Origin of the sequence: Deinococcus aerophilus (genome assembly GCF_014647075.1) — a bacterium.
Classification (GTDB): Bacteria; Deinococcota; Deinococci; order Deinococcales; family Deinococcaceae; genus Deinococcus; species Deinococcus aerophilus.
The window spans coordinates 38,120-62,854 of sequence record NZ_BMOM01000011.1; the positions used below are offsets into that span (position 1 = coordinate 38,120).

General features: G+C 68.4%; 22 protein-coding genes. 14 read left to right on the plus strand and 8 right to left on the minus strand.

The window, feature by feature from the left end; translation table 11 throughout:
• Positions 1 to 71 precede the first annotated feature (71 nt).
• On the minus strand, positions 72 to 1,418 hold the full coding sequence (aspS, locus tag IEY21_RS08500; RefSeq protein ID WP_188903359.1) for an aspartate--tRNA(Asn) ligase: 1,347 nt from the start codon (positions 1,416 to 1,418) through the stop codon (positions 72 to 74).
• A 273-nt stretch (positions 1,419 to 1,691) separates the two neighbouring features.
• Here aspS and IEY21_RS08505 point away from each other — a divergent pair, with 273 nt between their 5' ends.
• Together IEY21_RS08505 and IEY21_RS08510 are read left to right on the plus strand one after the other, a co-directional pair.
• Positions 1,692 to 2,564, plus strand: a complete 873-nt coding sequence (locus tag IEY21_RS08505) for an HpcH/HpaI aldolase/citrate lyase family protein (protein ID WP_229752983.1) — start codon at positions 1,692 to 1,694, stop codon at positions 2,562 to 2,564.
• On the plus strand, positions 2,557 to 3,051 hold the full coding sequence (locus tag IEY21_RS08510) for a MaoC family dehydratase (protein WP_188903361.1): 495 nt from the start codon (positions 2,557 to 2,559) through the stop codon (positions 3,049 to 3,051). Before IEY21_RS08505 ends, IEY21_RS08510 begins: the two co-directional genes overlap by 8 nt.
• A gap of 82 nt (positions 3,052 to 3,133) precedes the next feature.
• Here IEY21_RS08510 and IEY21_RS08515 read toward each other — a convergent pair whose 3' ends face one another.
• Complete coding sequence (locus IEY21_RS08515; protein ID WP_188903475.1) at positions 3,134 to 4,108, minus strand: aldo/keto reductase; 975 nt, start codon at positions 4,106 to 4,108, stop codon at positions 3,134 to 3,136.
• 139 nt (positions 4,109 to 4,247) lie between these two features.
• Here IEY21_RS08515 and IEY21_RS08520 point away from each other — a divergent pair, with 139 nt between their 5' ends.
• The 7 genes from IEY21_RS08520 to IEY21_RS08550 all read left to right on the plus strand — a co-directional run bounded on the left by IEY21_RS08520 (position 4,248) and on the right by IEY21_RS08550 (position 9,867).
• The gene (locus tag IEY21_RS08520; RefSeq protein ID WP_373290498.1) at positions 4,248 to 5,660 is read left to right on the plus strand and encodes an MDR family MFS transporter; all 1,413 of its coding nucleotides are present in this window, start codon (positions 4,248 to 4,250) and stop codon (positions 5,658 to 5,660) included.
• A 100-nt stretch (positions 5,661 to 5,760) separates the two neighbouring features.
• Positions 5,761 to 6,735 carry an alpha/beta hydrolase family protein gene (locus IEY21_RS08525; protein ID WP_188903363.1) on the plus strand — a complete coding sequence of 325 codons (975 nt, stop codon included), beginning with the start codon at positions 5,761 to 5,763 and terminating at the stop codon, positions 6,733 to 6,735.
• Positions 6,736 to 6,748: 13 nt separating this feature from the next.
• Positions 6,749 to 7,072, plus strand: a complete 324-nt coding sequence (locus IEY21_RS08530) for an autorepressor SdpR family transcription factor (protein ID WP_188903365.1) — start codon at positions 6,749 to 6,751, stop codon at positions 7,070 to 7,072.
• Positions 7,069 to 7,719 carry a DUF1648 domain-containing protein gene (locus IEY21_RS08535; RefSeq protein ID WP_188903367.1) on the plus strand — a complete coding sequence of 217 codons (651 nt, stop codon included), beginning with the start codon at positions 7,069 to 7,071 and terminating at the stop codon, positions 7,717 to 7,719. Before IEY21_RS08530 ends, IEY21_RS08535 begins: the two co-directional genes overlap by 4 nt.
• A gap of 259 nt (positions 7,720 to 7,978) precedes the next feature.
• Positions 7,979 to 8,413: a hypothetical protein gene (locus IEY21_RS08540; protein ID WP_188903369.1), complete on the plus strand. Its 435-nt coding sequence runs from the start codon at positions 7,979 to 7,981 to the stop codon at positions 8,411 to 8,413.
• A 45-nt stretch (positions 8,414 to 8,458) separates the two neighbouring features.
• Positions 8,459 to 9,346 (plus strand): formyltetrahydrofolate deformylase, encoded by an 888-nt coding sequence (gene purU, locus IEY21_RS08545; RefSeq protein ID WP_188903371.1) that lies wholly within the window; start codon positions 8,459 to 8,461, stop codon positions 9,344 to 9,346.
• Positions 9,347 to 9,423: 77 nt separating this feature from the next.
• A complete protein-coding gene (locus IEY21_RS08550) occupies positions 9,424 to 9,867 on the plus strand; it encodes a hypothetical protein (RefSeq protein ID WP_188903373.1) in 444 nt (147 codons plus the stop codon).
• Positions 9,868 to 9,885: 18 nt separating this feature from the next.
• Here IEY21_RS08550 and IEY21_RS08555 read toward each other — a convergent pair whose 3' ends face one another.
• Together IEY21_RS08555 and IEY21_RS08560 are read right to left on the minus strand one after the other, a co-directional pair.
• Complete coding sequence (locus IEY21_RS08555; protein WP_188903375.1) at positions 9,886 to 10,998, minus strand: semialdehyde dehydrogenase; 1,113 nt, start codon at positions 10,996 to 10,998, stop codon at positions 9,886 to 9,888.
• 105 nt (positions 10,999 to 11,103) lie between these two features.
• Positions 11,104 to 12,099, minus strand: coding sequence for an NADPH:quinone oxidoreductase family protein (locus IEY21_RS08560; RefSeq protein ID WP_188903377.1), 996 nt, complete (start codon positions 12,097 to 12,099; stop codon positions 11,104 to 11,106).
• Positions 12,100 to 12,234: 135 nt separating this feature from the next.
• On the opposite strand from IEY21_RS08560, the gene IEY21_RS08565 reads away from it, so the two are divergent.
• The 3 genes from IEY21_RS08565 to IEY21_RS08575 all read left to right on the plus strand — a co-directional run bounded on the left by IEY21_RS08565 (position 12,235) and on the right by IEY21_RS08575 (position 16,707).
• Positions 12,235 to 14,319 carry a 3-hydroxyacyl-CoA dehydrogenase NAD-binding domain-containing protein gene (locus tag IEY21_RS08565; protein WP_229752984.1) on the plus strand — a complete coding sequence of 695 codons (2,085 nt, stop codon included), beginning with the start codon at positions 12,235 to 12,237 and terminating at the stop codon, positions 14,317 to 14,319.
• A gap of 148 nt (positions 14,320 to 14,467) precedes the next feature.
• On the plus strand, positions 14,468 to 15,649 hold the full coding sequence (locus IEY21_RS08570) for an acetyl-CoA C-acyltransferase (protein WP_188903379.1): 1,182 nt from the start codon (positions 14,468 to 14,470) through the stop codon (positions 15,647 to 15,649).
• 101 nt (positions 15,650 to 15,750) lie between these two features.
• On the plus strand, positions 15,751 to 16,707 hold the full coding sequence (locus tag IEY21_RS08575; protein ID WP_188903381.1) for an alpha/beta hydrolase: 957 nt from the start codon (positions 15,751 to 15,753) through the stop codon (positions 16,705 to 16,707).
• Positions 16,708 to 16,732: 25 nt separating this feature from the next.
• Here the strand turns inward: IEY21_RS08575 and IEY21_RS08580 are convergent, their stop codons facing one another.
• From IEY21_RS08580 to IEY21_RS08590, 3 genes are read right to left on the minus strand one after another with little or no spacing between them, the layout of a single operon-like run.
• Positions 16,733 to 18,178 carry an alpha-amylase family glycosyl hydrolase gene (locus IEY21_RS08580; RefSeq protein WP_188903384.1) on the minus strand — a complete coding sequence of 482 codons (1,446 nt, stop codon included), beginning with the start codon at positions 18,176 to 18,178 and terminating at the stop codon, positions 16,733 to 16,735.
• A 37-nt stretch (positions 18,179 to 18,215) separates the two neighbouring features.
• Positions 18,216 to 20,690, minus strand: a complete 2,475-nt coding sequence (locus IEY21_RS08585) for a phosphoenolpyruvate carboxylase (protein WP_188903386.1) — start codon at positions 20,688 to 20,690, stop codon at positions 18,216 to 18,218.
• Positions 20,691 to 20,750: 60 nt separating this feature from the next.
• A complete protein-coding gene (locus tag IEY21_RS08590; RefSeq protein ID WP_188903388.1) occupies positions 20,751 to 21,566 on the minus strand; it encodes a TIGR00282 family metallophosphoesterase in 816 nt (271 codons plus the stop codon).
• A gap of 101 nt (positions 21,567 to 21,667) precedes the next feature.
• Between IEY21_RS08590 and IEY21_RS08595 the strand changes: the two genes are divergently transcribed.
• Positions 21,668 to 22,462, plus strand: coding sequence for an ABC transporter ATP-binding protein (locus IEY21_RS08595; RefSeq protein WP_188903390.1), 795 nt, complete (start codon positions 21,668 to 21,670; stop codon positions 22,460 to 22,462).
• 25 nt (positions 22,463 to 22,487) lie between these two features.
• Positions 22,488 to 24,056: a hypothetical protein gene (locus IEY21_RS08600; RefSeq protein ID WP_229752985.1), complete on the plus strand. Its 1,569-nt coding sequence runs from the start codon at positions 22,488 to 22,490 to the stop codon at positions 24,054 to 24,056.
• Positions 24,057 to 24,076: 20 nt separating this feature from the next.
• On the opposite strand, the gene IEY21_RS08605 is transcribed toward IEY21_RS08600, so the two are convergent.
• Positions 24,077 to 24,691 (minus strand): ankyrin repeat domain-containing protein, encoded by a 615-nt coding sequence (locus IEY21_RS08605; RefSeq protein WP_188903392.1) that lies wholly within the window; start codon positions 24,689 to 24,691, stop codon positions 24,077 to 24,079.
• Positions 24,692 to 24,735: the final 44 nt, after the last annotated feature.

A 24,735-nucleotide genomic window follows, 5' to 3' on the forward strand; every position in this document is an offset into this window, starting at 1 on the left:
CGCGAGAAAAGAAGGTGGAGGACGCCGTACTGGGCGTCCTCCACCTTCTTTTCTCTTTCTGTGGTCCGCGCTCAGGGCGTCAGGCGGTGGCGGTCCCGCGGGAAGGCGCGGGCGTAGCGCACGTTGGCGATGCCCAGCAGCTTGGCGGTCAGGCGCTCGGCCCCGATGGCAAAGCCGCCGTGCGGGGGCATGCCGTGCTTGAACACCTCGGAATAGCCGGTCATGGCTTCGGGGTTCATCTTGTAAGCGCGGATCGAGTCCATCAGCATCGCGTAGTCATGGATGCGCTGTCCGCCGGAGGTGATCTCGATGCCCCGGAACAGCAGGTCGTACCCGCGCGTGAGGTCGGTGCGGGGCGTGCCGTCGGTCTCCAGTTCGGGGTGGGCATAGAAGGGCCGGGCGGCGCGCGGGTACTTGGTGACGAACACGAAGTCGCTGCCCTGCGTCTCGGCAAAGTGCTGGGACAGCAGGCGTTCGGCTTCGGGGTCGAGGTCCTTGCCGCCCACCACGTGTCCGAACTTCTCGGTCACCAGCTGCCGGGCTTCCAGCAGGGGGATGCGTGGAATGTGCGCCGGAACGTCGGGAAGGGTCGCGCCCAGCAGCTCGAATTCGGCGGCGCAGGTGTCCTTCAGGCGCTGCATGATGGCCGTGAGCAGGCCATTTTGCAGCGTCATGACATCTTCCTCGTCGTGAATGAAGCCCATCTCCACGTCCAGCGACAGGTACTCGTTGAGGTGGCGGCTGGTGGCGTGTTCCTCGGCGCGGTACACCGGGGCGACCTCATAGACGCGCTCGAACACGCCCACCATGATCTGTTTGTACAGCTGCGGACTCTGGGCCAGGTACGCCTGCTCGCCGAAGTAGTCCAGCTTGAACAGGTTGGCCCCGCCCTCGGCCCCCGCCGAGACGATCTTGGGCGTGCTGATCTCGGTAAAGCCCTGTTCGCGCAGGTAGGTGTGAAAGGCGTACACGATCTCTCCCTGCACCTTCAGGGCCGCCCGCTCGCGCAGTCCACGCACCGAGACATAACGGTAGTCCAGCATGGTCTCGGGGTTGACGTTCCACTCCATCTTGGGAATCTCCAGCGGGGGGGCCTCCACGGCGGCGCTGATCACCCGGAATTCCTCGACCTGGACCTCGTACCCGCCCGGCGCCTTGGGGTGGGCCTTGACCCGCCCGACGACCTCCACGCTGCTCTCGGGCAGGGGCAGGTGCAGGCCGCTGCCCACGCACTGCGTGATGCCCGAGACGTCGCGCAGCACCAGAAACTGCACCCCGCCCAGGTCACGCCGGGCATGGACAAAGCCCAGCAGCCGCACGCGCTGTCCATCGTGCTGGTTCAGCTGGCGGGTGAGGGTCCGGGGCAGGGTGAGAGCGGATACGGATGGAACCTGGGGGGACTGGGGTTCGGTGGTCATGGCGGGCTCTCCTTTGAACGGTTCGGATGGAAACCGGTGTACGAAAAGCCCCCGACTCCGGTGCGGGGGGTCGGGGGCGTGGAAGCGGCGCGGACGTCCCCTAGCAGGGATCGTTATCATCATTGTTGCGCAGCGCCGCGAACATGCCCGCAAGTGTAGCGGGCGCACGGTGAGGGGGTCAACGGCGCGGCTAGGCAGGATGGGAGAGGCCGGCGGCGCTATGCTCCGGGGCATGAGTGCAACGAACGTTTGTTTGTGCCGCTGGAGGCCGGTATGACGGCCGCGCCCATGCGGCGTCCCCGCAGCGTGCTGTTCGCGCCCGGCAACCGCGCCGACCTGATTGCCAAGCTGCCGCGCCGCCGACCCGACGCTGTGGTCGTTGATCTGGAGGACGCCATTCCTGGGAATGCCGAGGCCAAGGCGCAGGCCCGGCCCATCGCGCGGGACGCCGTCCGCGCCCTGATCGCAGAGGCGCCGCACCTGGCGGTGTTTCTGCGGGTGAATGCGCCGCACTCGCCGTACTTCGCAGAGGATCTGGCGGTGCTGACTCCTGAACTGGCCGGGGTGGTTGTGCCCAAGCTGGAATCGGCGGCGGACGTGCAGATCGTGACCGGGGCGCTGCAGGCGCGGGGCCTGTCCCTGCCGATTCTGGCCGGACTGGAAACCGGCGCGGGCGTGTGGAACGCGCTGGAGATCCTCAAAGAGCCGGCAGTGGCCTGGGCCTATTTCGGTGCCGAGGACTACACCACCGACCTGGGGGGACGGCGCACCGTCGGCAACCAGGAAGTGCTGTTCGCCCGCTCGAGGGTGGCGCTGGCGGCGCGGCTGGCCGGGGTGCCCGCCCTGGACATCGTGGTCACGGCGCTGAACGACGAACCCGGTTTCCGCGCCGACGCTGAGCAGGGCCGCGCCCTAGGCTACAGCGGCAAGCTGTGCATCCATCCGGCCCAGGTGGAGCTGGCGCACGACGTGTTCGGAGCCACGCCCGCCGAGGTGGCCCGCGCCCGCGCGGTGCTGGCCGCGGCGCACGCGGCGGCCCAGGCCGGCCACGGAGCCTTCAGCTTCGAGGGCCAGATGGTGGACGAACCTATGCTGGGCGCCGCCCGCGCGCTGCTCGCCCAGGCCCCGGAGGCCGCCGATGAATGAAGACCTGAACCGCCCACAGGGCCGCTACTTCGAGGAACTGACTCCCGGCACCGTGATCCGTCACCGCGTCCGGCGCACGCTGACCGAGGCCGACAACGTGCTGTTCACCACCCTGACCATGAATCCCCAGCCGCTGCACCTGGACCACGAATACGCCGCCGCGACCGAGTTCGGGCAGCCGCTGGTGAACAGCCTGCTGACCCTCAGCCTGCTCGTGGGCCTCAGCGTCCACGAGCTGACGCTGGGCACGCTGGTGGCGAATCTGGGCATGACCGATGTGGTCTTTCCGAAGCCGGTGTTCCACGGAGACACCATCCACGCTGAATCCGAGGTGCTGGAGGCCAGGGGCAGCAAGTCCCGCCCGCATCAGGGTCTGGTTACCGTGGAACACCGCGCCCTCAACCAGCGCGGTGAGGTGGTCGCGCAGTGCAAGCGGACCATGCTGATGCAGCGGCGGGACGCGGACGCGGAGGGTGCGGCGGTATAGGCCGGCGTCTGGGGAAGGGGACACAAGAAGCGGTGGCGCTGCAGATGTGCGCCACCGCTTCTCCTAATGTATCTGGCCCTACTTATTCCGCCGGGTTGTACCAGTTGCGGTCCCAGCGGTGGGCGTATAGCCGGGCCACGTCCTCGGCCGGGAGGCCCTGGCCGTCGGCAATGGCGACGTTGCGCTCCACGTTGCGGACGCTGCGCATGCCCACGATCACGGTGCTGACGGCGCGGTGGCTGAGCACGAAGCGCAGTGAGGTCTCGGCCAGCTGGGCGCTGTTGATGCCCAGGTCGCTCTCGATGGCGCGCAGGCGCGGCTGTAACTCGGCCTTGCGGTTGCCGCCGAAGTAGTGGTTGCGCCAGTCGCCCTCGGGGAACTCGGTGCCGGCGGTGATGGTCCCGGTCAGGCTGCCCTCGTCCAGCGCCACGCGCACAATCACGCCGACGCCGTTGGCGAGGCAGGCGTCGAGCAGGCGGTCCTGCGGCGACTGGTCGAAAACGTTGTAAATCACCTGCACCGTTTCCACCACGCCGGCCTCCACCGCCTTGACAGCGTTGTCGGGCTGGTGGTCGTTGATGCTGATGCCGAAATGGCCGATCTTGCCGTCCTGCTTGAGCTGCTGGACCGCGTCCTGCCAGTCTCCCTGACCCAGCCACGAATCGTTCCAGACGTGAAACTGCTGCACGTCAATGCGCGGCAGGCCCAGCCGCTGCAGGCTGGCCTCGGTCATCCGGATCACGTGTTCGCCGGGAAAGGCCTCGTCGGCCGGAACGCCGGGCCGGGCGGGCCACTGACCGTTCTTGGGGCTGATCTTGGTGGCGACCAGGGTGCCCGGAAAGTCGCGGGCAGCCTGTCCGACCAGGCGCTCGCTGTGGCCGTCGCCGTACCCCATCGCCGTGTCGATAAAATTGCCGCCCAGCGACAGGTAGCGGCGCAGCGCCTCCAGGCTCTCGTCGTCCTGCGCTCCCTTCCACATGTCTGCCCCTATTCCCCACGCGCCGTAGCCGATCTCGCTGACGCTCAGGCCGGTGGCCCCCAGATTCCGCATTTGCATGGTCATGGCATCCAGGGTAGGCCAAAGGTGTGGTGGGGGGAGGTACTGCCAAGCATTGCTCAATGGTGAAGACTTTGCCGTGGGTTCCGGTGCGTGTGCCCACCGTTGGGAGCGGGAGTGCAGGAGTACGCTGGCCCGCGTGACACCGCCGCCCACGACTGCCCCCTCCGCTCCTCCGGCCGTGCAGCCGCACGATCAGGCGGCCCTGGACCGGGCGCGCAAGCTGGCGACCGTGGGCCTGATTCTGGGGGTGTTTCTGAATGCCCTGGAGTCCAGCGTGGTCGCCAGCGCCATGCCCAGCGTGATCAGCGACCTGCGCGGCGAGGCGCTGTATGCGCTGCCGTTTGCGGCCTATCTGCTGACCAGTACCGTGTCCAGTCCACTGTGGGGCCGGGGTTCGGACATCGTCGGGCGCAAGAAGCTGTACCTCAGCGGAATGGTGCTGTTCTTGCTGGGCAGCGTGCTGTGCGGCGCGGCGCAGAGCATGGGCTGGCTGATCGGGGCGCGGGCCCTGCAGGGACTGGGGGCAGGGGCGCTGCTGTCCATCGCACTGACCATTGTGGGCGAGCTGTACACCCTGGAACAGCGCGGGCGGGTGCAGGCGCTGTTCAGCGGCGTGTGGGGCATCAGCGGTCTGGTGGGGCCGCTGCTGGGCGGCTGGCTCACCGAGACGTGGTCGTGGCGCTGGACCTTTTTCGTATCTCTGCCCTTTGGGGTGGCCGCCTTTGTGATGGTGGCCCGGCACCTGCGCCAGTCGGGTGTGCGGCGTCAGGCACGGCTGGACTGGACCGGCGCGGCCCTGTTCACGTCGGGCAGTGCGCTGCTGATCTGGGGCCTGGAACTCCGGGTGTGGTGGGCGGTGGCGGCGGGCGTGCTGACCCTGGCCGGGGCGCTGTGGGTCGAGGGCCGCCATGCCTCCCCGCTGCTGCCTATGTCTGCGTTGCGCGAGCAGATTCCGCGTGTGGCCTTTCTGGGCAACCTGCTGGGCGGCGCGGCGTACTTCGGAGTCATCGCCTATCTGCCGCTGTATGCCCAGGGCGTGACCGGTCGGGGCGCGACGGCAGCGGGCGCCATCCTGACCCCGGCGCTGGTCGGGTGGACGCTGGCGAGCATCCTCGCTGCCCGGCTGATGCGGCGCATTCCCCTGGCCCGCATCTCACAGTTGGGCTTTGCGGTGCTGGTCGCGGTGTTCGCCGCACTCACCTTTACCGTGCACGCGCCGCTGTGGGTCACCTCGGCGCTGGGGTTTGTGGTGGGCACCGGCATGGGCTTTTCCATGCTCTCGCTGCTGCTCTCGGCCCAGGGAGCGGCCGCGCAGGGCGAACTCGGCGCCGTGACCAGCGGCGTGCTGTTCGCGCGCCAGATGGGCGGGGCGCTGGGCGTGACGGTGATGGCCCTGATCATCGGCGAGGCGGCCATCAAGGACGGCGGCGCCGCGCTGGCCGAGGGGCTGCGCCTCGCGTACTTTCTGGCGCTGGCCCTGGTGGCGGCCGCCCTGGTGTTCACCCTGACCCTGCGGGCCCGGACAGTGGCGGCTGCAGCGGCAGACTGAGGTTCCACCGGACTCCATAAGCCGAATGGCGGATTTGACCCACTTCTGTCTGCCGCCTATAATTTCGGTAATTGGCGAAATAATCAAACAAGGAGCGAACATGCGACTCTCACTGCTGACCCTGTCCCTGATCGTGGGCGGATTTGCCGCCGCAGCCTCTGCCCCCGTGTCCGTGGAAGTTCCCGGCCTGACCCTGCGCGGCACCCTGGAAACCCCGGACACGCCGGCTCCCTGGCCCACCGTCCTGATCGTTGCCGGTTCGGGACCGACCGACCGGAACGGCAACAGCGCCGCCATGCCCGGTGCCAACAACAGCCTGCAGGAGCTGGCCCAGGGGCTGGCGAAACTGGGTATTGCCAGCGTGCGGTACGACAAGCGTGGCGTGGGCCAGAGCATGCCCCCGGCGGGAACCTACATGAAGGAAGAGGATCTGGTGTTCGGCGACTTTGTGAATGACGCCGCTGCGTGGCTGCGGCAGCTGAAGGCGGACGCACGGGTCCGGGGGCTGGGACTCGTGGGGCACAGCGAGGGCGCCCTGATCGCCCTGGCCGCGGCACAGGCCGGGGAAGCCGGGGCAGTCGTGACCATCGCCGGACCGGGCGAGAATATGGCCGATGTGCTTGCCCGGCAGATCGGAGCCAATCCGGCCAACCCACCGCAACTCAGGGCCGAGGTGAACCACATCCTGGCCGAACTGCGCGCCGGACGCCGGGTGAACGAGGTCACGCCGGTCCTGGCCCCCCTGTTCCGGCCCAGCGTGCAGCCGTTTCTGATCTCGGCCTTCCGGTACGAGCCGGCCCGGCTGATCAAGACGCTGCCGGCCCCGGTGATGATCGTGCAGGGCACCAGCGACCTGCAGGTCACGCCGGAGGATGCCCGGCGGCTGGCACAGGCCCGCCCCGAAGCCCCACTGCTGCTGGTGCCCGGCATGAATCATGTGCTCAAGCAGGTGGGCGAGGACATGGCGTTGAATCAGCGGTCCTACGCGGACGCCAGCGTGCCCTTCAGCCCGGATCTGCTGCCCCCCATCGCCACCTTTCTGAAGGCCAATCTGAGCAAGCCGTCCACGCCATGAGCGCCGGGCACCCATGAACGAGGTCTTCAAGGCTCTGGCCGATCCCACCCGCCGCGAGATCCTGAGGGCGCTGCGCGGCGGTGAGAAGACCGCCGGCGAACTCGCCGAGCTGTTTCCGCTGACCAGGAGTACGCTCAGCGGTCACTTTGCGGTGCTGCGCGCCGCCGCCCTGGTGAGATCAGAAAAACGCGGCACCTTTCTGATCTATCGCCTGAACACCACCGTCTTTCAGGAGGTTTCGGCGGGTCTGCTGGAGCTGTTCGGCGTATCGCCGGGAGATCCACAGCCTTCCTCACCCCCCCCGTCCGTGCCGACCGACCCGGAGGAGACCCCATGAACGTCAAGGAATGGCCCACCATCCTGAGTTTTGTCCTGACCGGCGCCATCGCCGCCCTGACCTATCCGCGCCTGCCCGCCCGCGTCCCGGTGCACTGGGGGGTGGACGGTCTCCCCGACCGGTACGGCACGCCGTTCGAGGCCCTGTTTCTGCTGCCCCTGGTTCTGCTGGGCGCGGCGGCGCTGCTGTGGCTTGTGCAGCGCTCCGGACCGGACCGGGCCAACGCCCCGGTGCTGAGAACGGCGCGGCTGGGGCTGGGGCTGCTGGCCCTGCTCGCGACCCTCTCGCGTGCCCTGGACTGGGAAACGGTGCGGGCGGTCCTGATCGGCGTAGGCCTGTTGTTCACGTTGCTGGGCAATGTCATGGGCCGCGCGCAGCCCAGCGTGTTCGTGGGCCTGCGTACTCCCTGGGTGTTCCGCAGCCGCCGGGCGTGGTTCGCCTCCCAGCGCCGCTCGGCCGTGTGGCTGACCGGTCTCGGCGTGGTCCTGGCTGGGGTGAGTGCCGCCGCACCGCTGGACTGGCTATTCCCGTGGGTGGTCCCGGTGGGCCTGCTCACGGCCCTGGTCGGGATGGGCGCGTGGCTGACCTATGCCTCCTACCTCGACTGGAAGCGTGATCCCTCGCCCGAGCCCGCACTCAAATCCTGACGTCCGGACGCGGTGCTTTTCGGCCTGCTGTGGCATGTTCCGCGCGCTGGACCGTGTAGCAGCACAGGGAAGACGAGAGCGGGTGGCCGACGTGGTCGCCCTCGCCTGGAGCGGTCCCGGCCCGCCGACCTGAACGCCCGAACTCCAGGTGAGAGGAGTTGCAGTTTCCTTGACGCCCCCGGGGAAAACAGATAGATTGGCTTCTGAGCTTACCTACCGGTCAGTCAATCCCTAGCCTCTTTCCAGGAAGTTCTGAACCATGGACGAAATCGTCATCTCGCCTGCCCTTCACAACGCTGTCGGCGGCCTTGTCGTGCTGGCCGCCGTGCTTACCGTCGCCTTGAACTGGCATGGCCTCGTTACCCTCAAGACCGCGGGTGGTCCAGATTCACCCCGCAACCCCTCGCTGGGCGGCTGGCAGAACGAGGCGCTGATCGCCTTTCAGATCGCGCTGATGGTTCAGGCGCTGATCGGCATCAAACTGCTGGACCAGGGCCTGGGCACCGTGCAGAGATACGTGCATTACCTGGGCGGTCTGGGGTCGCTGGGGCTGGTCATGCTGTATTACTGGCTGCCCCAGCGCGGGGTCCGGGACGGCGCGCTCAAGGTGCTGGGGCTCACGGTGGCCTCGCTGGCCTTCGTGCTGCTGACCTTCTTCGTCGGTGGCCTGTACGCACGCGGCGGCCTGAGCTAAACCGGGGGGTGGGGGCAGGGGTCACGCTCCCGTATCCTGCACCCCATGACGGCCCCGGCCCCCTCCACACTCGATCCCCTGAACACCGCCACCCTGACCATCACCTGTCCGGACCGGGGCGGCATCGTGGCCTCGGTGTCACAGTTTCTGCACAACCACGGCGCGAACATCATCCACAGCGACCAGCACAGCACCGATCCCGCAGGCGGCACCTTCTTCATGCGTATGGAGTTTCACCTCGCCGAGCTGGACCTGGCGCGCGACGGCTTCACGCGGGCCTTCTCCTCGGTGGTGGCGCGCCCCTTCGAGATGGACTGGCAGCTCAGCTACCGCGCCGAGCCCAAGCGCATGGCGGTTCTGGTCAGCCGTTACGACCACTGTTTTCTGGACCTGCTGTGGCGCAAACGCCGCGGCGAGCTGAACGTCACGATTCCGCTGGTCATCAGCAACCACGAGGACCTGCGCCGGGACGCCGAGATGTTCGACATCCCCTTTCACGTTGTGCCGGTGGGCAAGGACCACAAGGCCGAGGCCGAGGCCGAACAGGTCCGGCTGCTGCGGGAGGCCGACGCGGACTTCGTCGTGCTGGCCCGCTACATGCAGATTCTGTCGGGCGACTTCCTGAGCGGCTTCGGGCGGCCCGTGATCAACATCCACCACAGCTTTCTGCCCGCCTTCGTGGGCGCGAACCCCTACCGCGCGGCCTTTAACCGGGGCGTCAAGCTGATCGGCGCGACCAGCCATTACGTGACCGAGGAGCTCGACGCCGGCCCGATCATTGCCCAGGACGTGATTCCGGTGACCCACCGGGAAACGCCCGATACCCTGATGCGACTGGGCCGCGACGTGGAGCGGCAGGTACTCGCCCGCGCAGTCAAGGCCCACGTCGAGGACCGCGTGCTGGTCCACGGCAACAAGACCGTGGTGTTCTGATACTGCGCCGTTTTTATCCGCGCCCGCCCGCGCCGCTCTGAACCTGTTCCGTTCCGCTGCCCCTGGAGGCCTTCACGATGACTGTTCTTTACACGATCCTGCTGACCCTGCACAACCTCAACCGCTGGCTGGTGCTGCTGACCGGTCTGTGGACCCTGCTGCGCTCTGTTCCTGGCCTGACCACCGGCCGCGCCTTCAAACCCGCCGACCGGCGTCCGGTGGTGGCGTTCGCGGGCACAGTGCACCTGCAACTGGTGCTGGGCCTGCTGCTGTTTGCCCTTCTGGGCATGCAGAACATTCCGGTGTTCGCGGGGGCGCCGCGCCCCAGCTTTCAGTGGGAACACCTGGGGCTGGGCGTGCTGGCCGCCGTGTTCGCCACCCTTGCCACTGCCCTGAGCAAGCGCGCCACCACTCACCATGCTCGATTCCGCAGCATGGCCCTCTGGACGGCCCTGAGCCTGCTGACGGCGCTGGTCGGCATTCCGTGGTGGCGGCCCCTGCTGCGCTTTTTCAACCTGTAGCTTCAACGGAGCGGCGGTTCAGGCCAGGGCCACCCCGGAGCCGCTCCAACTGGCCTGCTCAAAACGCCGGTTCAGGTTGATTCGCTGCCCGAAGGAATGTGGAGGCGCGAGGTGAAAGCCCAGGTGTGCGTACCGGCGGGCCAACCCCAGCAGGTACTCGGCCTGGGTGACGCTCGCGGCCCCCACCGAGAAATGCCCCTGTTGCCCGGTCAGGCCCAGAAGCAGGGTTTCAGCCAGGGCGGCAGACAGCAGACCCGTGGGCCACCCGCCGCCCCGGCGCCGTACCCCCGGCGCGCTGACCAGGCCGCCGTCCACCACGCGCACGTCGGGGCGGGTAAGCAGCAGCTCGGGCCGGGTCAGGCGGGGCTGTGCCGCGTCCAGCACGATGGCTCCGGGCTTCAGGTGTGCCCGGAGGAACCCGTCTTCCAGCGGCGTTGCATTGTCCGGGCCGAGCAGCACCACCAGATCTGCTGCGCCGAGGCGCGTCAGGTCCGGAGTGATCTCGGTCCGGGACGCTTCCAGATCGGCGGGCAGGGTGCGCCGCCGGTCCTCGTCCGGCTCCAGAAGCAGCAGCGGTCCGGCGCTGCGCCGCGCGAGCAGGCCGGTCAGGCTGCGGCCCAGGCCGGTGCCGGCGTCCACCACAGCCACCCGGCAGCCCACGGGGCACAGACCCAGCAACCGCTGCACCCCCTGAAACAGCATCGCCGCCGTGAAGGCGTGTCCGTTGGTCAGGCCAATGTCCCGGCGGTGCTGCAGGACGCGGCCGTCGTCGGTGGCCGTGGCGATCAGCCCGCCCAGCCCCACCGTCTGCGCCCCCAGGTCCCGCGCCTGGGTCACGGCGTGGTCAATGGCGTGGCGCGCCCGCGCGCTGCCGGTCAGCAGTTCGGCGGGAGCCACGGGGACCGTGATCAGCCAGCCGGCAGGGTGCTGCGGCCCGTCCTCGCAGCGCAGCACCCCGCTGACCACCCCAGGCAGGCTGAAACGGCGCATGACGCCGTGATACACCGCGTTGGGCACCCAGCTCAGCGGGCGGCACACCTCGCCGAGTTCGCGCGCCACGTCCGCGCGGGGAGGCACCAGCAGGGCCACCGGATGCTGGCCCCGTCCCCCTGTTCTCCTGACCCTGTTCATGTCCGTACTGTGTACGGGCACCCGTGATCAAAGCGTGATCGCCTGTGGAGGCGTGCGGCCCCGGCGCTGTGCGGGGCGGCGGCGGCCGGCTGGACTGCCCGCCGGTCAGGTCAGGCGCTGCGGCTCGATGACCACCTTGCCCGTGGTTTTGCGGTCCAGGATGTCCTGGAAGGCGCGGGCGCTGTCACTCAGCGCGTACGTCGGCCCCACATGGGGCGTGACCTGACCGCTGGCGACCAGCGGGGTCAGGGCCTGGGCCGCCGCCGCCGTCGCCTCGCGGTCGGTCATCAGGCTGGTCAGCCACAGGCCCGTGACCGTGAGGTTGCGCTTCATGAGGTCCACCGGGCGCAGGTGAGCCTGTTCACGGCTCGCGTTGCCGATCACGATGACGCGGCCCTGTGCGGCGGCCATGTCCAGGCTTTCCTGAAAGCGCGGTCCGCCCACGACTTCCAGAATCAGGGGTACGCCCCCGCCTCCGGCCGCGTCGCGCACCTTTTGCACTCGCTCCGGGTCGTCCTGCAGCAGGGTCACATCGGCGCCGAGGTCACGGGCGAGCTGCAGCTTCTCCTCGGTGCTCGCCATGGCTATGACCTGCATGCCCAGCGCCTTGGCAAGCTGGATGCTCGCGGTGCCCAGCGCGCCCGCTGCCGCCTGAACCAGCACCCACTCGCCGGGCTGCCCGCGTCCCAGCGTTTTCAAGCCGTGGTAGGCCGTGAAATACGACACTGGAAACGCGGCGGCCTGCGCGCCCGTGAAGTTCTCGGGCACTGGAATCACGGCGGCGGCCTTCGCCACCGCATATTTTGCGAGGGCTCCGCTGCCGCCCAGGCAGGCCACCCGCTGCCCGACCGTCACGTTCGTGACCTCTTCGCCCAGCGACTCCACGATGCCGGCAAATTCCATGCCCGGCGTGTACGGCACGCGCGTGCGCGTCAGGTACTCGCCTGCCACCGCCAGCACGTCGGCAAAGTTGATGCCCACCGCCTCGACCTTGATGCGGATCTCCCCGGGACCGGCCACCGGCACGGGAATATCACGGAGTTCCATCACGTCGGGGGGACCCAGGCGTTCAACCACCACCGCTGTCATCTGTTCGCTCATTGAGGCAGCATAGCCGAGTGTCCCCCACAAAGTGAACGCGCACGTCAACTATGAACGTCCACGTATTTGACCGCAGGCGGACGGCGTGGAAGCATGCGGGCCTCAGCAGAACGCACAACTCAAGGAGGTTCCACCATGACCAATGCCCCAGCAGAAATGGTTCAACAGTCGCGTGACGGCGAAATCCTGATCCTGACCATCAACAACCCGCCGGTCAACGCCTTTTCTCCCGGCGTGCCCGAGGGCCTGAAGGCCGGACTGGACGCGGCGGCGGCCGATGACGGCGTGAAGGCGGTGGTCATTATCGGCGGTGGACGCACCTTCGTGGCCGGAGCCGACATCAAGACCTTTGGCCGCCCGCGTGAGGAAGCCCCCGACCTGCGCGGCACCATCGAGAAACTGGACGCCTTTGCCAAACCCACCGTCGCCGCCATCCACGGCACGGCGCTGGGCGGCGGGCTGGAGCTCGCGATGGGCTGCAGCTACCGCGTGGCGGTCAAGGAAGCGCAGGTGGGTCTGCCCGAGGTCAAGCTGGGCGTGTTGCCCGGCGCGGGCGGCACCCAGAGGCTGCCTCGTGTGGTGGGCGCACAGAAGGCGCTGGACATGATGCTGTCGGGCAATCCCATCAAGGCGGCCGAGGCGCATGAACTCGGCCTGATCGACCAGATCGTGGACGGGGATCTGCTCGCCGGAGCCGTCGCGTTTGCCCGCGAACATGCCGATGCCCGCCCGCTGCCGCGCATCAGCGAGAAGGGCGTGGAAGGCGGCAGCCCCGAGGTCTTCGCCGCCGCCCGCCAGGGCATCAAGAAGTCGCACCGCGGCCAGCTCTCCCCGGCGCTGATCATTGATCTGGCCGAGATGGCGGCGAACAGGCCCTTCCAGGAAGGCTGGGACGCCGAGGCGAGCAAGTTCCTGGAGGCGATGAACAGCCCGCAGTCACGCGGTCTGCGCCACATCTTCTTCGCCGAGCGCGAGGCGGGCAAGATTCCGGGCATCACGAAGGACACGCCGACCACCGAGATCCGCTCGGCAGGCATCATCGGCGCGGGGACCATGGGCGGCGGCATCGCCATGAACTTCCTGAATGTCGGGATTCCTGTCACCATCGTGGAGACCCAGCAGGAAGCGCTGGACCGCGGCCTGGGCGTGATCCGCAGGAACTACGAGAACACCGCCAAGAAGGGCCGCATCAGCATGGACGACGTGGAAAAACGCATGTCCATGCTCACGCCCACGCTGGACATGGGCGATCTCAAAGACGCCGACATCATCATCGAGGCGGTCTTTGAGAACATGGACGTGAAGAAGGAGATCTTCACGAAGCTCGACGGCATTGCCAAACCGGGCGCGATCCTGGCGAGCAACACCTCCACGCTGGACGTGAACGAGATCGCGTCCGTGACCTCGCGCCCGGAAAGCGTGATCGGCCTGCACTTCTTTTCTCCGGCGAACGTGATGAAGCTCCTCGAAATCGTGCGCGCAGACAAGACCAGCGACAGCGTGCTGGCGACGAGCATGGCCCTGGCCAAGAAGATCAAGAAGGTGGGCGTGGTTGTCGGCGTGTGCGACGGCTTCGTGGGCAACCGCATGGTTCACCGCTACGGTGACGAGGCCCGCCAGATGGTGGAGGAAGGGGCGCGGCCCGAGGACGTGGACGCGGCCATGAACGCGCTGGGCCTGCCGATGGGACCGTTCCAGATGAGCGATATGGCGGGCCTGGACATCGGCTACGCCATTCGCCAGCATCAGGCCAAGGTTGCGGGCAAGCCCAAGCCCGACGGCTGGCTGGACCGCATCGTGGAGCGTGGCCGCAAGGGTCAGAAGACCAGCGCCGGCATCTATGACTACGGCGAGGACCGCAAGCCCAAGCCCAATGCCGAGATGACCCAGTTGATCGCCGATTACCGCGCCGAGAAGGGCATCACCCCCCGCGAGATTGGCCAGGAAGAGGCCACCAAACGCCTGACCTACAGCTTGGTCAACGAGGGCGCGAAGATTCTGGAAGAGGGCATTGCCCAGCGTGCCAGCGACATCGACGTGATCTACATCTACGGCTACGGCTTTCCGGCCTACCGCGGCGGCCCGATGCAGTACGCCGACGAGCAGGGGCTGAAGAACGTGGTGGACGACCTGAAAAAATACGGCCAGACGCCCGCGCCGCTGCTTCAGAAGCTGGCCGATGAGGGCGGCACGTTCTCGGGGTGGGACAAACAGAAGTAGGCTCTTTTCGGGGGACCTGTTCCCGCCCTGGCGTCTTGCGGGCAGGTCCTGTGAAAGAGGACCATGAAGTATCGTCCTGGAATCAGCGCACCGTTTCCCTGCAGGGAAAAAGCACCCCACACCGCTCAACCTCAACCAAGGAGTTCTTATGCCCGAAGCAGTCATCGTATCCACCGCCCGCACCCCCATCGGCAAGGCCTACCGGGGCTATCTCAACGACACACACGGCTCGGATCTGGGCGCACACGCCGTCACGCACGCCGTGCGGCGGGCCGGAATTGATCCCTCTGAAATCGAAGACGTGATCATGGGAGCGGGCAACCCCGAGGGAGCTACCGGCTCCAACATTGCCCGCCAGATTGCCCTGCGCGCCGGATTCCCGGTCAGCGTGGCGGGCGTGACCGTCAACCGCTTCTGCTCCAGCGGCCTGAACACCATCGCGCTGGCGGCCAACCATGTCATGGCCGGGCAGGGCGACGTCTTCGTGGCGGGCGGTCTGGAAAGCATCACCCTGACGCAGAACGAGCATGCCAACAAGTACCGCCTGCGGGGCGAGTGGCTGATGGAGCACAAGCCGGCCATCTACATGCCCATGCTGGAGACGGCAGAAATCGTGTCCAAGCGCTACGGCATCTCGCGCGAGGCGCAGGATGAGTACGCCTACTACTCGCAGATGCGGACGGCGGCGGCGCAGCAGGCCGGGAAGTTCGATCACGAGATCGTGCCCATGACCGCCACCATGAAGGTGCAGGACAAGGAAACCGGCGAGATTTTCGACAAGGAAGTGACCCGCAAGCTCGACGAGGGCAACCGCCCCGAAACCACCCTGGAGGGCCTGCAGAAGCTCAAGCCGGTCTTCGAGGGCGGCGTGATCACGGCGGGCAATGCCTCGCAGCTCAGTGACGGCGCGGCGGCGGTCGTCGTGATGAACGCGGACACGGCCCGCGAGCGCGGGCTGGAACCGCTGGGTCTGTTCAAGGGCTTTGCGGTGGCCGGCTGCGAACCCGACGAGATGGGCATCGGCCCGATCTACGCCGTGCCCAAGCTCCTGAAGCGCCACGGCCTGAGCGTGGACGACATCGACCTGTGGGAACTGAACGAGGCGTTTGCGGTGCAGGCGCTGTACTGCCGCGACACGCTGGGCATCGACCCGGAAAAGTACAACGTCAACGGCGGTTCCATCAGCATCGGGCACCCCTACGGCATGAGCGGCGCACGTCTGACCGGCCACGTTCTGCTGGAAGGCAAGCGCCGGGGCGCCAAGCATGTGGTCGTGACCATGTGTGTGGGCGGCGGCATGGGCGCGGCAGGTCTGTTCGAAGTGCTGTAACCGCCGGAGGAAGGGTCGGGCTGCGAAAGGACTTTCCTGGGTCCCGCAGCCCGCATTCTGTTCATGCCGGTTCACCCCGATAATTTCCTGGAGGTTCTGCGATGCCCCTTGATCCCGCCCTGCAAGACGTCCTTTTGCAATTCGCCGCCGCACCGCAGCCCGCCGGGCTGGAGGAGATGCGCCGGATGGTGGTCGCCAACGCGGGCCGTGTGCCCCGGAGACCGGTCACCCTGGCGTCCACCCGCGACCTGACGATTCCCGGCCCCGCCTGTGCGCTTCCGGCCCGACTGTACACGCCGCCAGGGGAGGCCCCGGCACAGGGCTGGCCGCTGACCGTGTTCTTCCACGGCGGCGGCTTTGTGGCCTACAGCATCGAGACGCACGATCAGCTGTGCCGCGAGCTGTGCGCGGGTGCGGCAAGTGCCGTGCTGAGCGTGGAATACCGTCTGGCCCCGGAGAACAAGTTTCCGGCCCCGGTGGACGATGCCTACGCCGCTTTCACCTGGGCCGCCGCGAACGCCGCCGAACTGGGCGCGGACCCGTCCCGGCTGGCGCTGGCGGGGGACAGCGCGGGCGCGAGCCTGTGCATCGCCGTGACTCAGCGTGCCCGCGACGAACAGGGCCCCACCCTCGCGGCGCAACTGCTGATCTATCCGGCCGCTGATTTCGTGAACACCGGGCGTTATCCCTCGCGTCAGGAAAACGGTACCGGCTACTTCCTGACCGAGGAGCGCATGAAGTTCTTCGGGGAAATGTATCTCGCCGAGGCCGCACACGGAGCACACCCACACGTCTCGCCGCTGCATGCCGCCGACCTCACAGACCTTCCGCCCGCGCTGGTCCTGACCGCCGAATTTGATCCGCTGCGGGACGAGGGCGTTGCCTATACGGAGGCGCTGCGGGCGGCGGGCACCCGCGCCGAACACCAGCCCGGTCCCGGCATGATCCACGGCTTTGCCAACATGACCGGGGTGTCGCCGGCGGCGGCGGCGTTGGTGGACCGGGCGGCTGCGTGGCTGGGCCGGGAGCTGGCCCAGCCACGCACCACGCCCGCCTGAAGTCCGGCGCGGTGGCCGACCGGGGTTACGGCAGCCTGAAGGCCGCCGCGTCCTGCGCGGGCAGGCTCAGGTGCAGGTAGCCTCCGCTGCGGCTCAGCTTGGCGTCCTGACCGGCAAACAGGGACGGCACCAGCGGGCCGGTCCCGGCCGGGAGGCCCAGGCTGCCCAGCTTCAGGGAGTACGTGCGCCGCTCCTTGCCGCCATGCCACGCCACGAGTACGGTCTGGTCCCCGGACTGGCGGGTGAACAGCAGCAGGTCGTCGGCCAGGGGCTGGGGCGTCTTCAGCAGCGTCAGCGTGCCGCGGCTCAGGGCCGGGCTGGCCTGGCGGGCGGCGATGGCCCCGCGCGCGACCTCGAAGACCTCCCGCTCCTGGGGGGTCCACTGCTCTTCAAAGCGCATGTCGCGGCGGTTGTCGGGATCGGGGCCGCCGCGCATGGCGATCTCGGTGCCCTGCCAGATCACCGGGACGCCGCGCAGGGTCATCAGGGCGCGCAGGCCGTATTTCGTGCGGGTCTGGCCCACGTCCTCGAACAGCGAACCCTGGGCAAAGCGCGGCACGTCGTGGTTGTCCAGAAACAGGGCGACCTCGCCGGGGCGGGGCAATTCTCCCTGGCGGGCGAGCACGTTCGCCACGCTGTCCAGCCCCTGCCCGGCCATGATGCTGCCCTTCATGGCGGCCTGCAGGCTGAACAGAAACAGGCTGTCAAAGCCCTCGCGCTGCCACTCGCCCACCGTGCCGCTGTCGGCGTCATACCACTCGCCCAGGGTCCACGTGCCGGCCTGCCGGTCGCGGGCGAGCAGGGTGTCCAGAAACGGCTTCTCGACATGCTTGATCGCGTCGTAGCGGAAGGCGTCCACGCCCTGCTTGCGCCAGAAGTCCGCGTTGCCCAGCAGCAGCTCGCGTACCTGCGGCTGGCTCTGCTTCAGGTCCGGCAGGCCGGCCAGCGGACAGTCCACGTCCTTCTGACCGGTCGCGGCGCACTCGGCGGCGCCGTTGAACCACGCCGGATGTTTCTGAACAGCGGCGGCCTCGTACCCATAGTGGTTGATGACCTGATCGAGAACCACGCGCAGGCCGTCAGCCTTGGCCGCCTTCACGAAGGTTGCGAAGGTGTCCAGCGACCCGAAATGCGGATCCACCGCCCGGAAATCGGCGGGCCAGTACCCGTGGTACGGCGTGGTCCCGAAGGAGTTGCGCGTCTGCTGGGCGTATACAGGCGTCAGCCACAGCGCGGTGGCTCCCAGGCGGCGAATGTACGGCAGCTTCTGGGTCAGGCCGGCGAGGTCGCCGCCATGCCATGCCCGGGGGTCGTCGCGGTTGACCCCGGCGTTGTTCTGCGGGTCGCCGTCGAAGAAGCGGTCCGGCATGACCTGATAGATGACCTGTCCCTCGAAGGACGGCACAGAGGATTGCGCGCCTGCCAGACCACCTGTGGTCAGCAGAAGCGCGCCCAGCACGAATCGGCGCATGATTGCCATGTTACCCGGCCAGCGGGGACAGGAGGCCTCAGCCGGTGTTGCGCACCCCCGCGGCAATGCCCTGCAGGCTGAGCATCAGGGGTCGCTCGAATTTATCCAGGCCGCCGTCCTCGGCCCGGGCCCGGCGCAGCAGCTCGACCTGAATGCGGTGAATCGGGTCGATGTAGGGGTTGCGCAGGCTGATGCTCTCGCGCAGCCGGGGTTCGTTGCCCAGCAGTTCGCCGCCCACGGCGGCCTCGACGAGCGCCACCGTCTCGTGGTACGCGGCCTGCAGGTGGTCGGCCAGCGGGTGGGGCCCCAGCAGGCGCAGGTACTCCTCGAAGATCAGCGGGTCGCTCTTGGCAAGGCTCATCTGCGCGTTGTCGAGCACCGTGCGGAAAAACGGCCAGTCGGTGTACATCTGCCGCGCCGCCTCCGGCCCGATGCTCTGCAGGCCCTCGCGCAGTCCGTACCAGCCGGGCAGGTTAGAGCGGATCTGGGTCCAGCTCATCACCCACGGAATGGCGCGCAGGTTATTCAGGGTGGGTGCGCCGGGCCGCCGAACGGGGCGCGAGGCGATGTTCAGGCGGGAGATCTCGTGGATGGGCGTGGCCGCCTCGAAGAAGGGCAAAAAGCCCTCGTCGTGGACCAGGGCGCGGTAGGCGGCGGCGCTGGCCTTTGCGGCGCGGTCCATGGCGCCCGTCCATTCCTCGCTCAGGGGTGGAGCCGGACGCGCCGCAGAGAGCAGCAGGCCGTACAGCGCCTGTTCCAGATTGCGCCGCGCGAGCACCGGATGGCTGTACTTGTCGGCCAGCGCCTCGCCCTGCTCGGTGATGCGCAGTCCCGCGTCAATCGTTCCGGCGGGCTGCCCCAGGATGGCCCGCGAGGCCGGTCCGCCCCCGCGCCCGATGCTCGTGCCGCGCCCGTGGAAAAAGCGCCAGCGGACGCCCGCACGGCGGCACACGTCGCTGATCTTGCGCTGGGCCTCGTGCAGCGCCCAGTTGGCGGCCAGGAAGCCGGCGTCCTTGTTGCTGTCGGAGTAGCCCAGCATGATTTCCTGCACGTCCTCTCCCAGGATGGCGCGGTACGCGGGCAGACCGAGCAGTTCCCATACCACCTGAGGAGCACGTTCCAAGTCGTCCAGCGTCTCGAACAGCGGCACCGGCAGCACCCGCAGTCCCACCTCGCGGGCCAGCAGCAGCGGCTCGAGCACGTCGCTGACGCTCTCGGCCATGCTGATGACGTAGCGCCCGAAGGCGCGAGGTCCCACCTGCGCCACGGCGTCCCGGACCTCGCGGATGGGACCGATCACGGTTTCCAGTTCGGGAGTCAGCGCCTCTCCGGCTGGCCACAGCGGGCGGCGCGAGCGCAGTTCGCCCGAGAGCAGTTCCTGACGGGCATGTTCGGGCAGGGACAGGTAGTCGGCCTCCACGCCCGCCGCCGCGAGCAGCGCCGCGACCGCCGCCCCGGTCTGGCCCGAGTGCTCGCGGACGTCCAGGCTCACCAGATGCTGCCCGAAGACCCGCACCAGCGTCAGCAGCGGCGTGAGCAATTGGTCGGCGCTGCGGTGCTGGCCGTCCTCGCGCAGCCGGGTGTCCAGGGCCTGCAGGCGGGGCAGCAGCTCCACCTGCAGGCCGTCACGCACGGCGTTGTGCAGCTCGCGCAGTTCGTGGCGGTACGGCTCGTGGCCCTGCTCCTCCTGGCTGAGGTCGGCATACGCCTGCCGCAGTTCCGAGAGCAGCAGTTCGCGTGCCCGCGCGCGGTGCAGGGCGAGCGTCTCGCGGGTGGCCTCGGGCGTCACGAAGGGGTTGCCGTCGCGGTCACCGCCCATCCACGAGGAAAAGCTCAGCGGCAGCCGGGCGTCGGACTCCTGACCGTAGACCCGCACGAAGGCCCGGCTGAGGTCGCGCTGCAGCGTGGGCAGCGCCGCCGAGATCGCGGTGATGTAATTCAGGCCGCCCTTGACCTCGTCGAGCACCGTGGGTTTGAGGTGCCGCAGCTCGGGCGTAGACCACATCGCCTCCACATGCGCCGCGACCCGTTCCTGCGCGGCCTCGTCTTCCAGCGTGGGCAGGTCGCGCGCCACCGCTTCCAAGTGCTGGCGGATGGTGCGCCGCCGCATCTCGGTGGGGTGGGCGGTGAAGGTCAGCCCCAGGTCCAGCCGCGCGATCAGGACCTCGGCCTCGGCGGCGTTCAGGCCCTGCGCCTTCAGCTCGGTCAGTGCGCCCTCCAGACTCTGCGGGCGCACGCCCTCTGCGCTGCTCAGAACACGCACCCGCTCGTACTCCTCGGCCAGATTGACCAGCTGGAAATACCAGGTGAAGGCCCGCGCCAGGTTGCCCGCGTCCTCGCCCGACAGCCCGCTGAGCATGGCGCGCAGCTCGGTGTCGTTGCCTCCGGCGCGCACCTCGCGCACCAGCGCCCGTGTGCGCTCCACCAGGTCGAAAAACGCCTCGCCTTCCTGCTCCTTCAAAACCTGCCCCAGCGTGCGGCCCAGCAGGTTGACGTCGCTTCTTATGCCCATGGTTTGCCCCTGATTGTCTTCACGAGAAGGTGTGACGGATCGGCGGGAGGTGCGGTGGGGTCAGCGGCCCATGCCTCCGACGCCCTCGGTCTCTTCTACGTAACGGTACCGTTCGATGGCCTCGGCGCGGCCCCACTCTATCTGGACATACACGGCGTTCAGCTCGGCGCGGCCCTCGGCGACGGCGTAGCGGTGCGGACGCTCGGTCACGAACCGCTGAATGGGTCCCTCGGGGTCCGAACCGATGATGCTGTCGTGTGGGCCGGTAAACCCCACATCCGACTGAAAGGCCGTGCCGCCGGGCAGAATGCGGGTATCGGCGGTGGGCACGTGGGTGTGCGTGCCGATCACGGCGGCCACCCGTCCGTCGAGGTGCCACGCCAGTCCGGCCTTCTCGCTGGTGGCCTCGGCGTGCATGTCCACAAAGACGCTGCCCAGGTCGTCGCGTTCCAGCAGCTCGTCCATGGCCCGGAAGGGATTGGACACCGCTTCCATGAAGACCCGGCCCAGCACATTGACCACCGTGAGGCGCTCGGGCTTGCCCTGGGCGTTTCTGACCTCAAAGGTGCGCCACCCCAGACCCGGCGTGCCCGGATCAGCGTAGTTCAGGGGACGCACGATGGGATAGTTCACCTCGTCAAGCAGCAGCTTGTAGATGTCGCGGTGATGCCATGCGTGGTTGCCCAGCGTCATGCAGTCGGCTCCGGCCCGCAGCGCGGCGTCGGCGGCGTCACGGTGCAGCCCGAAGCCGCCGGCAGCGTTTTCCATATTCACAATCACGAAATCCGCCGTCTTTCTCAGCTGAGGCAACTGCGCCGACAGCACCCGGCGGCCCGGCTGGCCAAATACATCTCCCACAAACAGCACCCTGATCATGGAGGCAGGCTAGCGTCTGGGGTGCCCCTCCGGTCGTCGCCCGGGCCCATCGCGGCCCCGGCGGGCAACCCCGGTCCTTCCGGCGGCGTATATAAGAGGACATGACCGACCCCGCTCCCCAAGCCGTCGCCGCTCTGGAACTGTGGGAGGTCTACAAGGCTTTTGGGGGCCAGCCGGCGGTGGCGGGCCTGAGCCTCACGGTCTGTCCCGGCGAACTGTACGCGCTGCTCGGCCCCAACGGAGCGGGGAAGACCACCACCATCCGCATCGTGGCGGGCCTGACCCGGCCCGACGGCGGCGAGGCCCTGATCTACGGACACAGCGTGCAGCGCAACGGGGCGGCGGCCAAACAGGTTCTGGCCTACTTGCCCGATGATCCGCTGCTGTACGGCAAGCTCAGTGCGCCGGAGTATCTGGAGTTTGTGGCGGGGCTGTGGGGCCTGAGCGCTGCCGAGGCTGCGCCCGAAGCCGAGCGGCTGTTGCGGTGGCTGAATCTGTGGGACCACCGCACGCAGCGCACCGAAGGTTTTTCACGCGGAATGAAACAGAAACTGGCGCTGGCCGGAGCGCTGATCCACCGGCCACGCCTGATGCTGCTGGACGAGCCGCTGACCGGGCTGGACGCGGCGGCCTCGCGTCAGGTCAAAGACGCTCTGCAGGAATACGTGGCGGGCGGCGGCGCAGTGGTGCTGACCACCCACATTCTGGAGGTGGCCGAGCGGATGGCCGGGCGCATCGGCATCATTGCGGAGGGTCGTCTGGTGACCGAAGGAACCCTGGAAGAGCTGCTGGCGCGCACCGGGACGCAGACCCTGGAGGACGCCTTTCTGGCCCTGACCGGGCTGGACGCACCGCCGGCCGAGGCGCTGGATGAGGAAGTTCGGGCGGGTGGGTGAAGACCGGACAGGCCCGCGTGAGGCCGTGAGAACGCCGGAGGAGGCGTCGGCTGCCCGCTGGTCCCTGGCCTCCCGGCCCGGCAGCCTCGCGTGGCTTCTGAAAAAGCAGCTGCTGTGGCAGTGGCGCAGCCTGAGCAGCGGGCAGCGGCGGTGGCTTTTCATGGTCTTCGTGGTGGTGGTTCTGGGGATGGTGGGTGGCTTCGTTGTCCTGCGCCCGGTTCTCTCCAGGCTGTCGCTGAACGGCCCGTTGCCGGACGCGGCGCTGGGGCCGGTGTTGCTGGCCCAGACCGTCCTGCTGATGTTGATGCTCTCGGCGGCGGTGCGGGCGGCGCTGAGCGCCCTGTTCACACGCGGCGATCTGGACCTGCTGCTGCACTCACCGCTTCCAGCGCGCGTCGTGCTGACCTCCCGGGCGCTGGGGGTGGCCGTGTCGGCGGCCCTCGCCTCGGCGCTGTTCGTCGTGCCGGCGCTGCTGTTGCTGCTGGTGCTGGGGGTGTGGCGCGGTGGGCTGGGCCTGCCGTTGTGGTGGGTCTGCGCCGCCCTGCTGGCTGCCAGTGCCGGCCTGTGGCTGACCCTGGGACTGGTGCGTGTTCTGGGAGTGCGGCGCACCCGCACGGTGTCCTCGGTCTTCGGGGCCCTGTTCGGAGCGGGGCTGTTCCTGGCCATCCAGTGGGGAAGCCTCGGTGGGGACAGGGCCAGCTTCCTGCAAACGGTGTTCGCAAGTGTTGTGCCGGGTCGGGGAAACTGGCCGGGTCCAGAGGGCCTGCTGTGGTTTGCGGCCCGCGCCGCCTGGCTGGAGCCGTGGCCGACGCTGGCGCTTTTGGGCCTGTCGGTCACGGTCTTTGGCGGTTCTGTTCTGGTATTGACCCGGCAGTTTACGTACGGCATTCAGGAACTCGCCGCTCCGCCGGGAGGCCGCCGGCCACGGCCAGCCGCTGCAGACACCGGGCTGCACTTTGCCTCAGGGCCGCGCGCCACGCTGCTCAAGGAATGGCGGCTGATCGGGCGGGATTCAGAACTGCTGTCGCGCACGCTGTTGCAGCTGGTTTACCTGGTCCCCCTGTTGTTCTCGGTCACCCGGGTGGGAGGACTGCGTGCGGCGGGCGGAACGGGGGTGGTGCTGCTCACGGCCAGCCTCGCGGCAGCCCTGGCCCACCTCACCCTGAATGCCGAGGACGCGCCGGATCTGCTGCTCAGCGCCCCGCGCCGCCCGGCGGCCCTGCGGCGCGACAAGTGGCTGGCCGCCGTTTTGCCCACTGCCCTGGTGGGGGCGCTGATTCTGGCGGTACTGACCTGGCAGGGTGCGCTGAGCATCCTCCACACGTTCGTTCTGGTGCCGCTGCTGCTGCTGGGCACCGGCGGCACGGCCCTGATGGTGCTGTGGCAACCTCTGCCCACCCGCCGCGCCGACGCCTTTCAGCGCGGGCACCGTGCCCCGGTGCTGAACACGCTTCTGGCCCTGCTGTTTCAGGCGGGCCTGAGCGCCACCGCCTTCGCCGTCAGCGGCGGCGCGGTCTGGGGGGTGGCCACCCTGGCGCTGGCGCTGGTAGTGCTGGGGGTGGCCTTCGGGCTGCGGCGCAGCGACGTGCGCTGAGGGGCGGTTCCGGTTCTGGGTCAGTCCTCTTTGGTGGGGCGGAATGCGGGTGCGGGGGACTGGGCAAGCAGAGCGTCCAGCCGCGCCGCCGTGTCCGCTGCGCCCATCACCCGCGCCGCGTCGGCGGCCGTGGCCCCGCCCGCGTCACGCACGTGGAGATCGGCTCCCAGCTCGATCAGCCAGTCGAGCATCTCGGTGCGGCCGAACATGGCGGCCATCATCAGGGCGGTGCGTCCACCCGGCGCGGCGACGTCCAGACCGGCGCCGCGCTCCACCAGCAGTTCGGCGGTGGTTTGGTCGCCCCGGAACACCGCGCCCATCAGCGGGGTCTGGCCCTGGTCGTTCAGAATGTTCGGATCGGCGCCGTGGTCGAGCAGCGTGCGGACGGCGCCGGTGTGGCTGTGGTAGGCGGCGAGCATCAGCAGCGTATCGCCGCGCGTGTTCTGCAGGTTCGGGGGCAGGCCGCGCTCCAGCCACTGCGCCAGAAAGGCGGCGTCTCCATTGCGGGCGGCCTCGAACGCAGACTGCAGGATGTCCAGCACTTCTGCGTCGGTGGGACCCTGGTCCGGTGTCTGGGCCTGCGGAGACTCGGGGTCATGGGGCGTGGACGGCGCGGATTCGGAATCGGGCAGCATGTTCAAACTCCTTGGAGTGGGCGCAGCGAAAAGCGGAGCGTAAC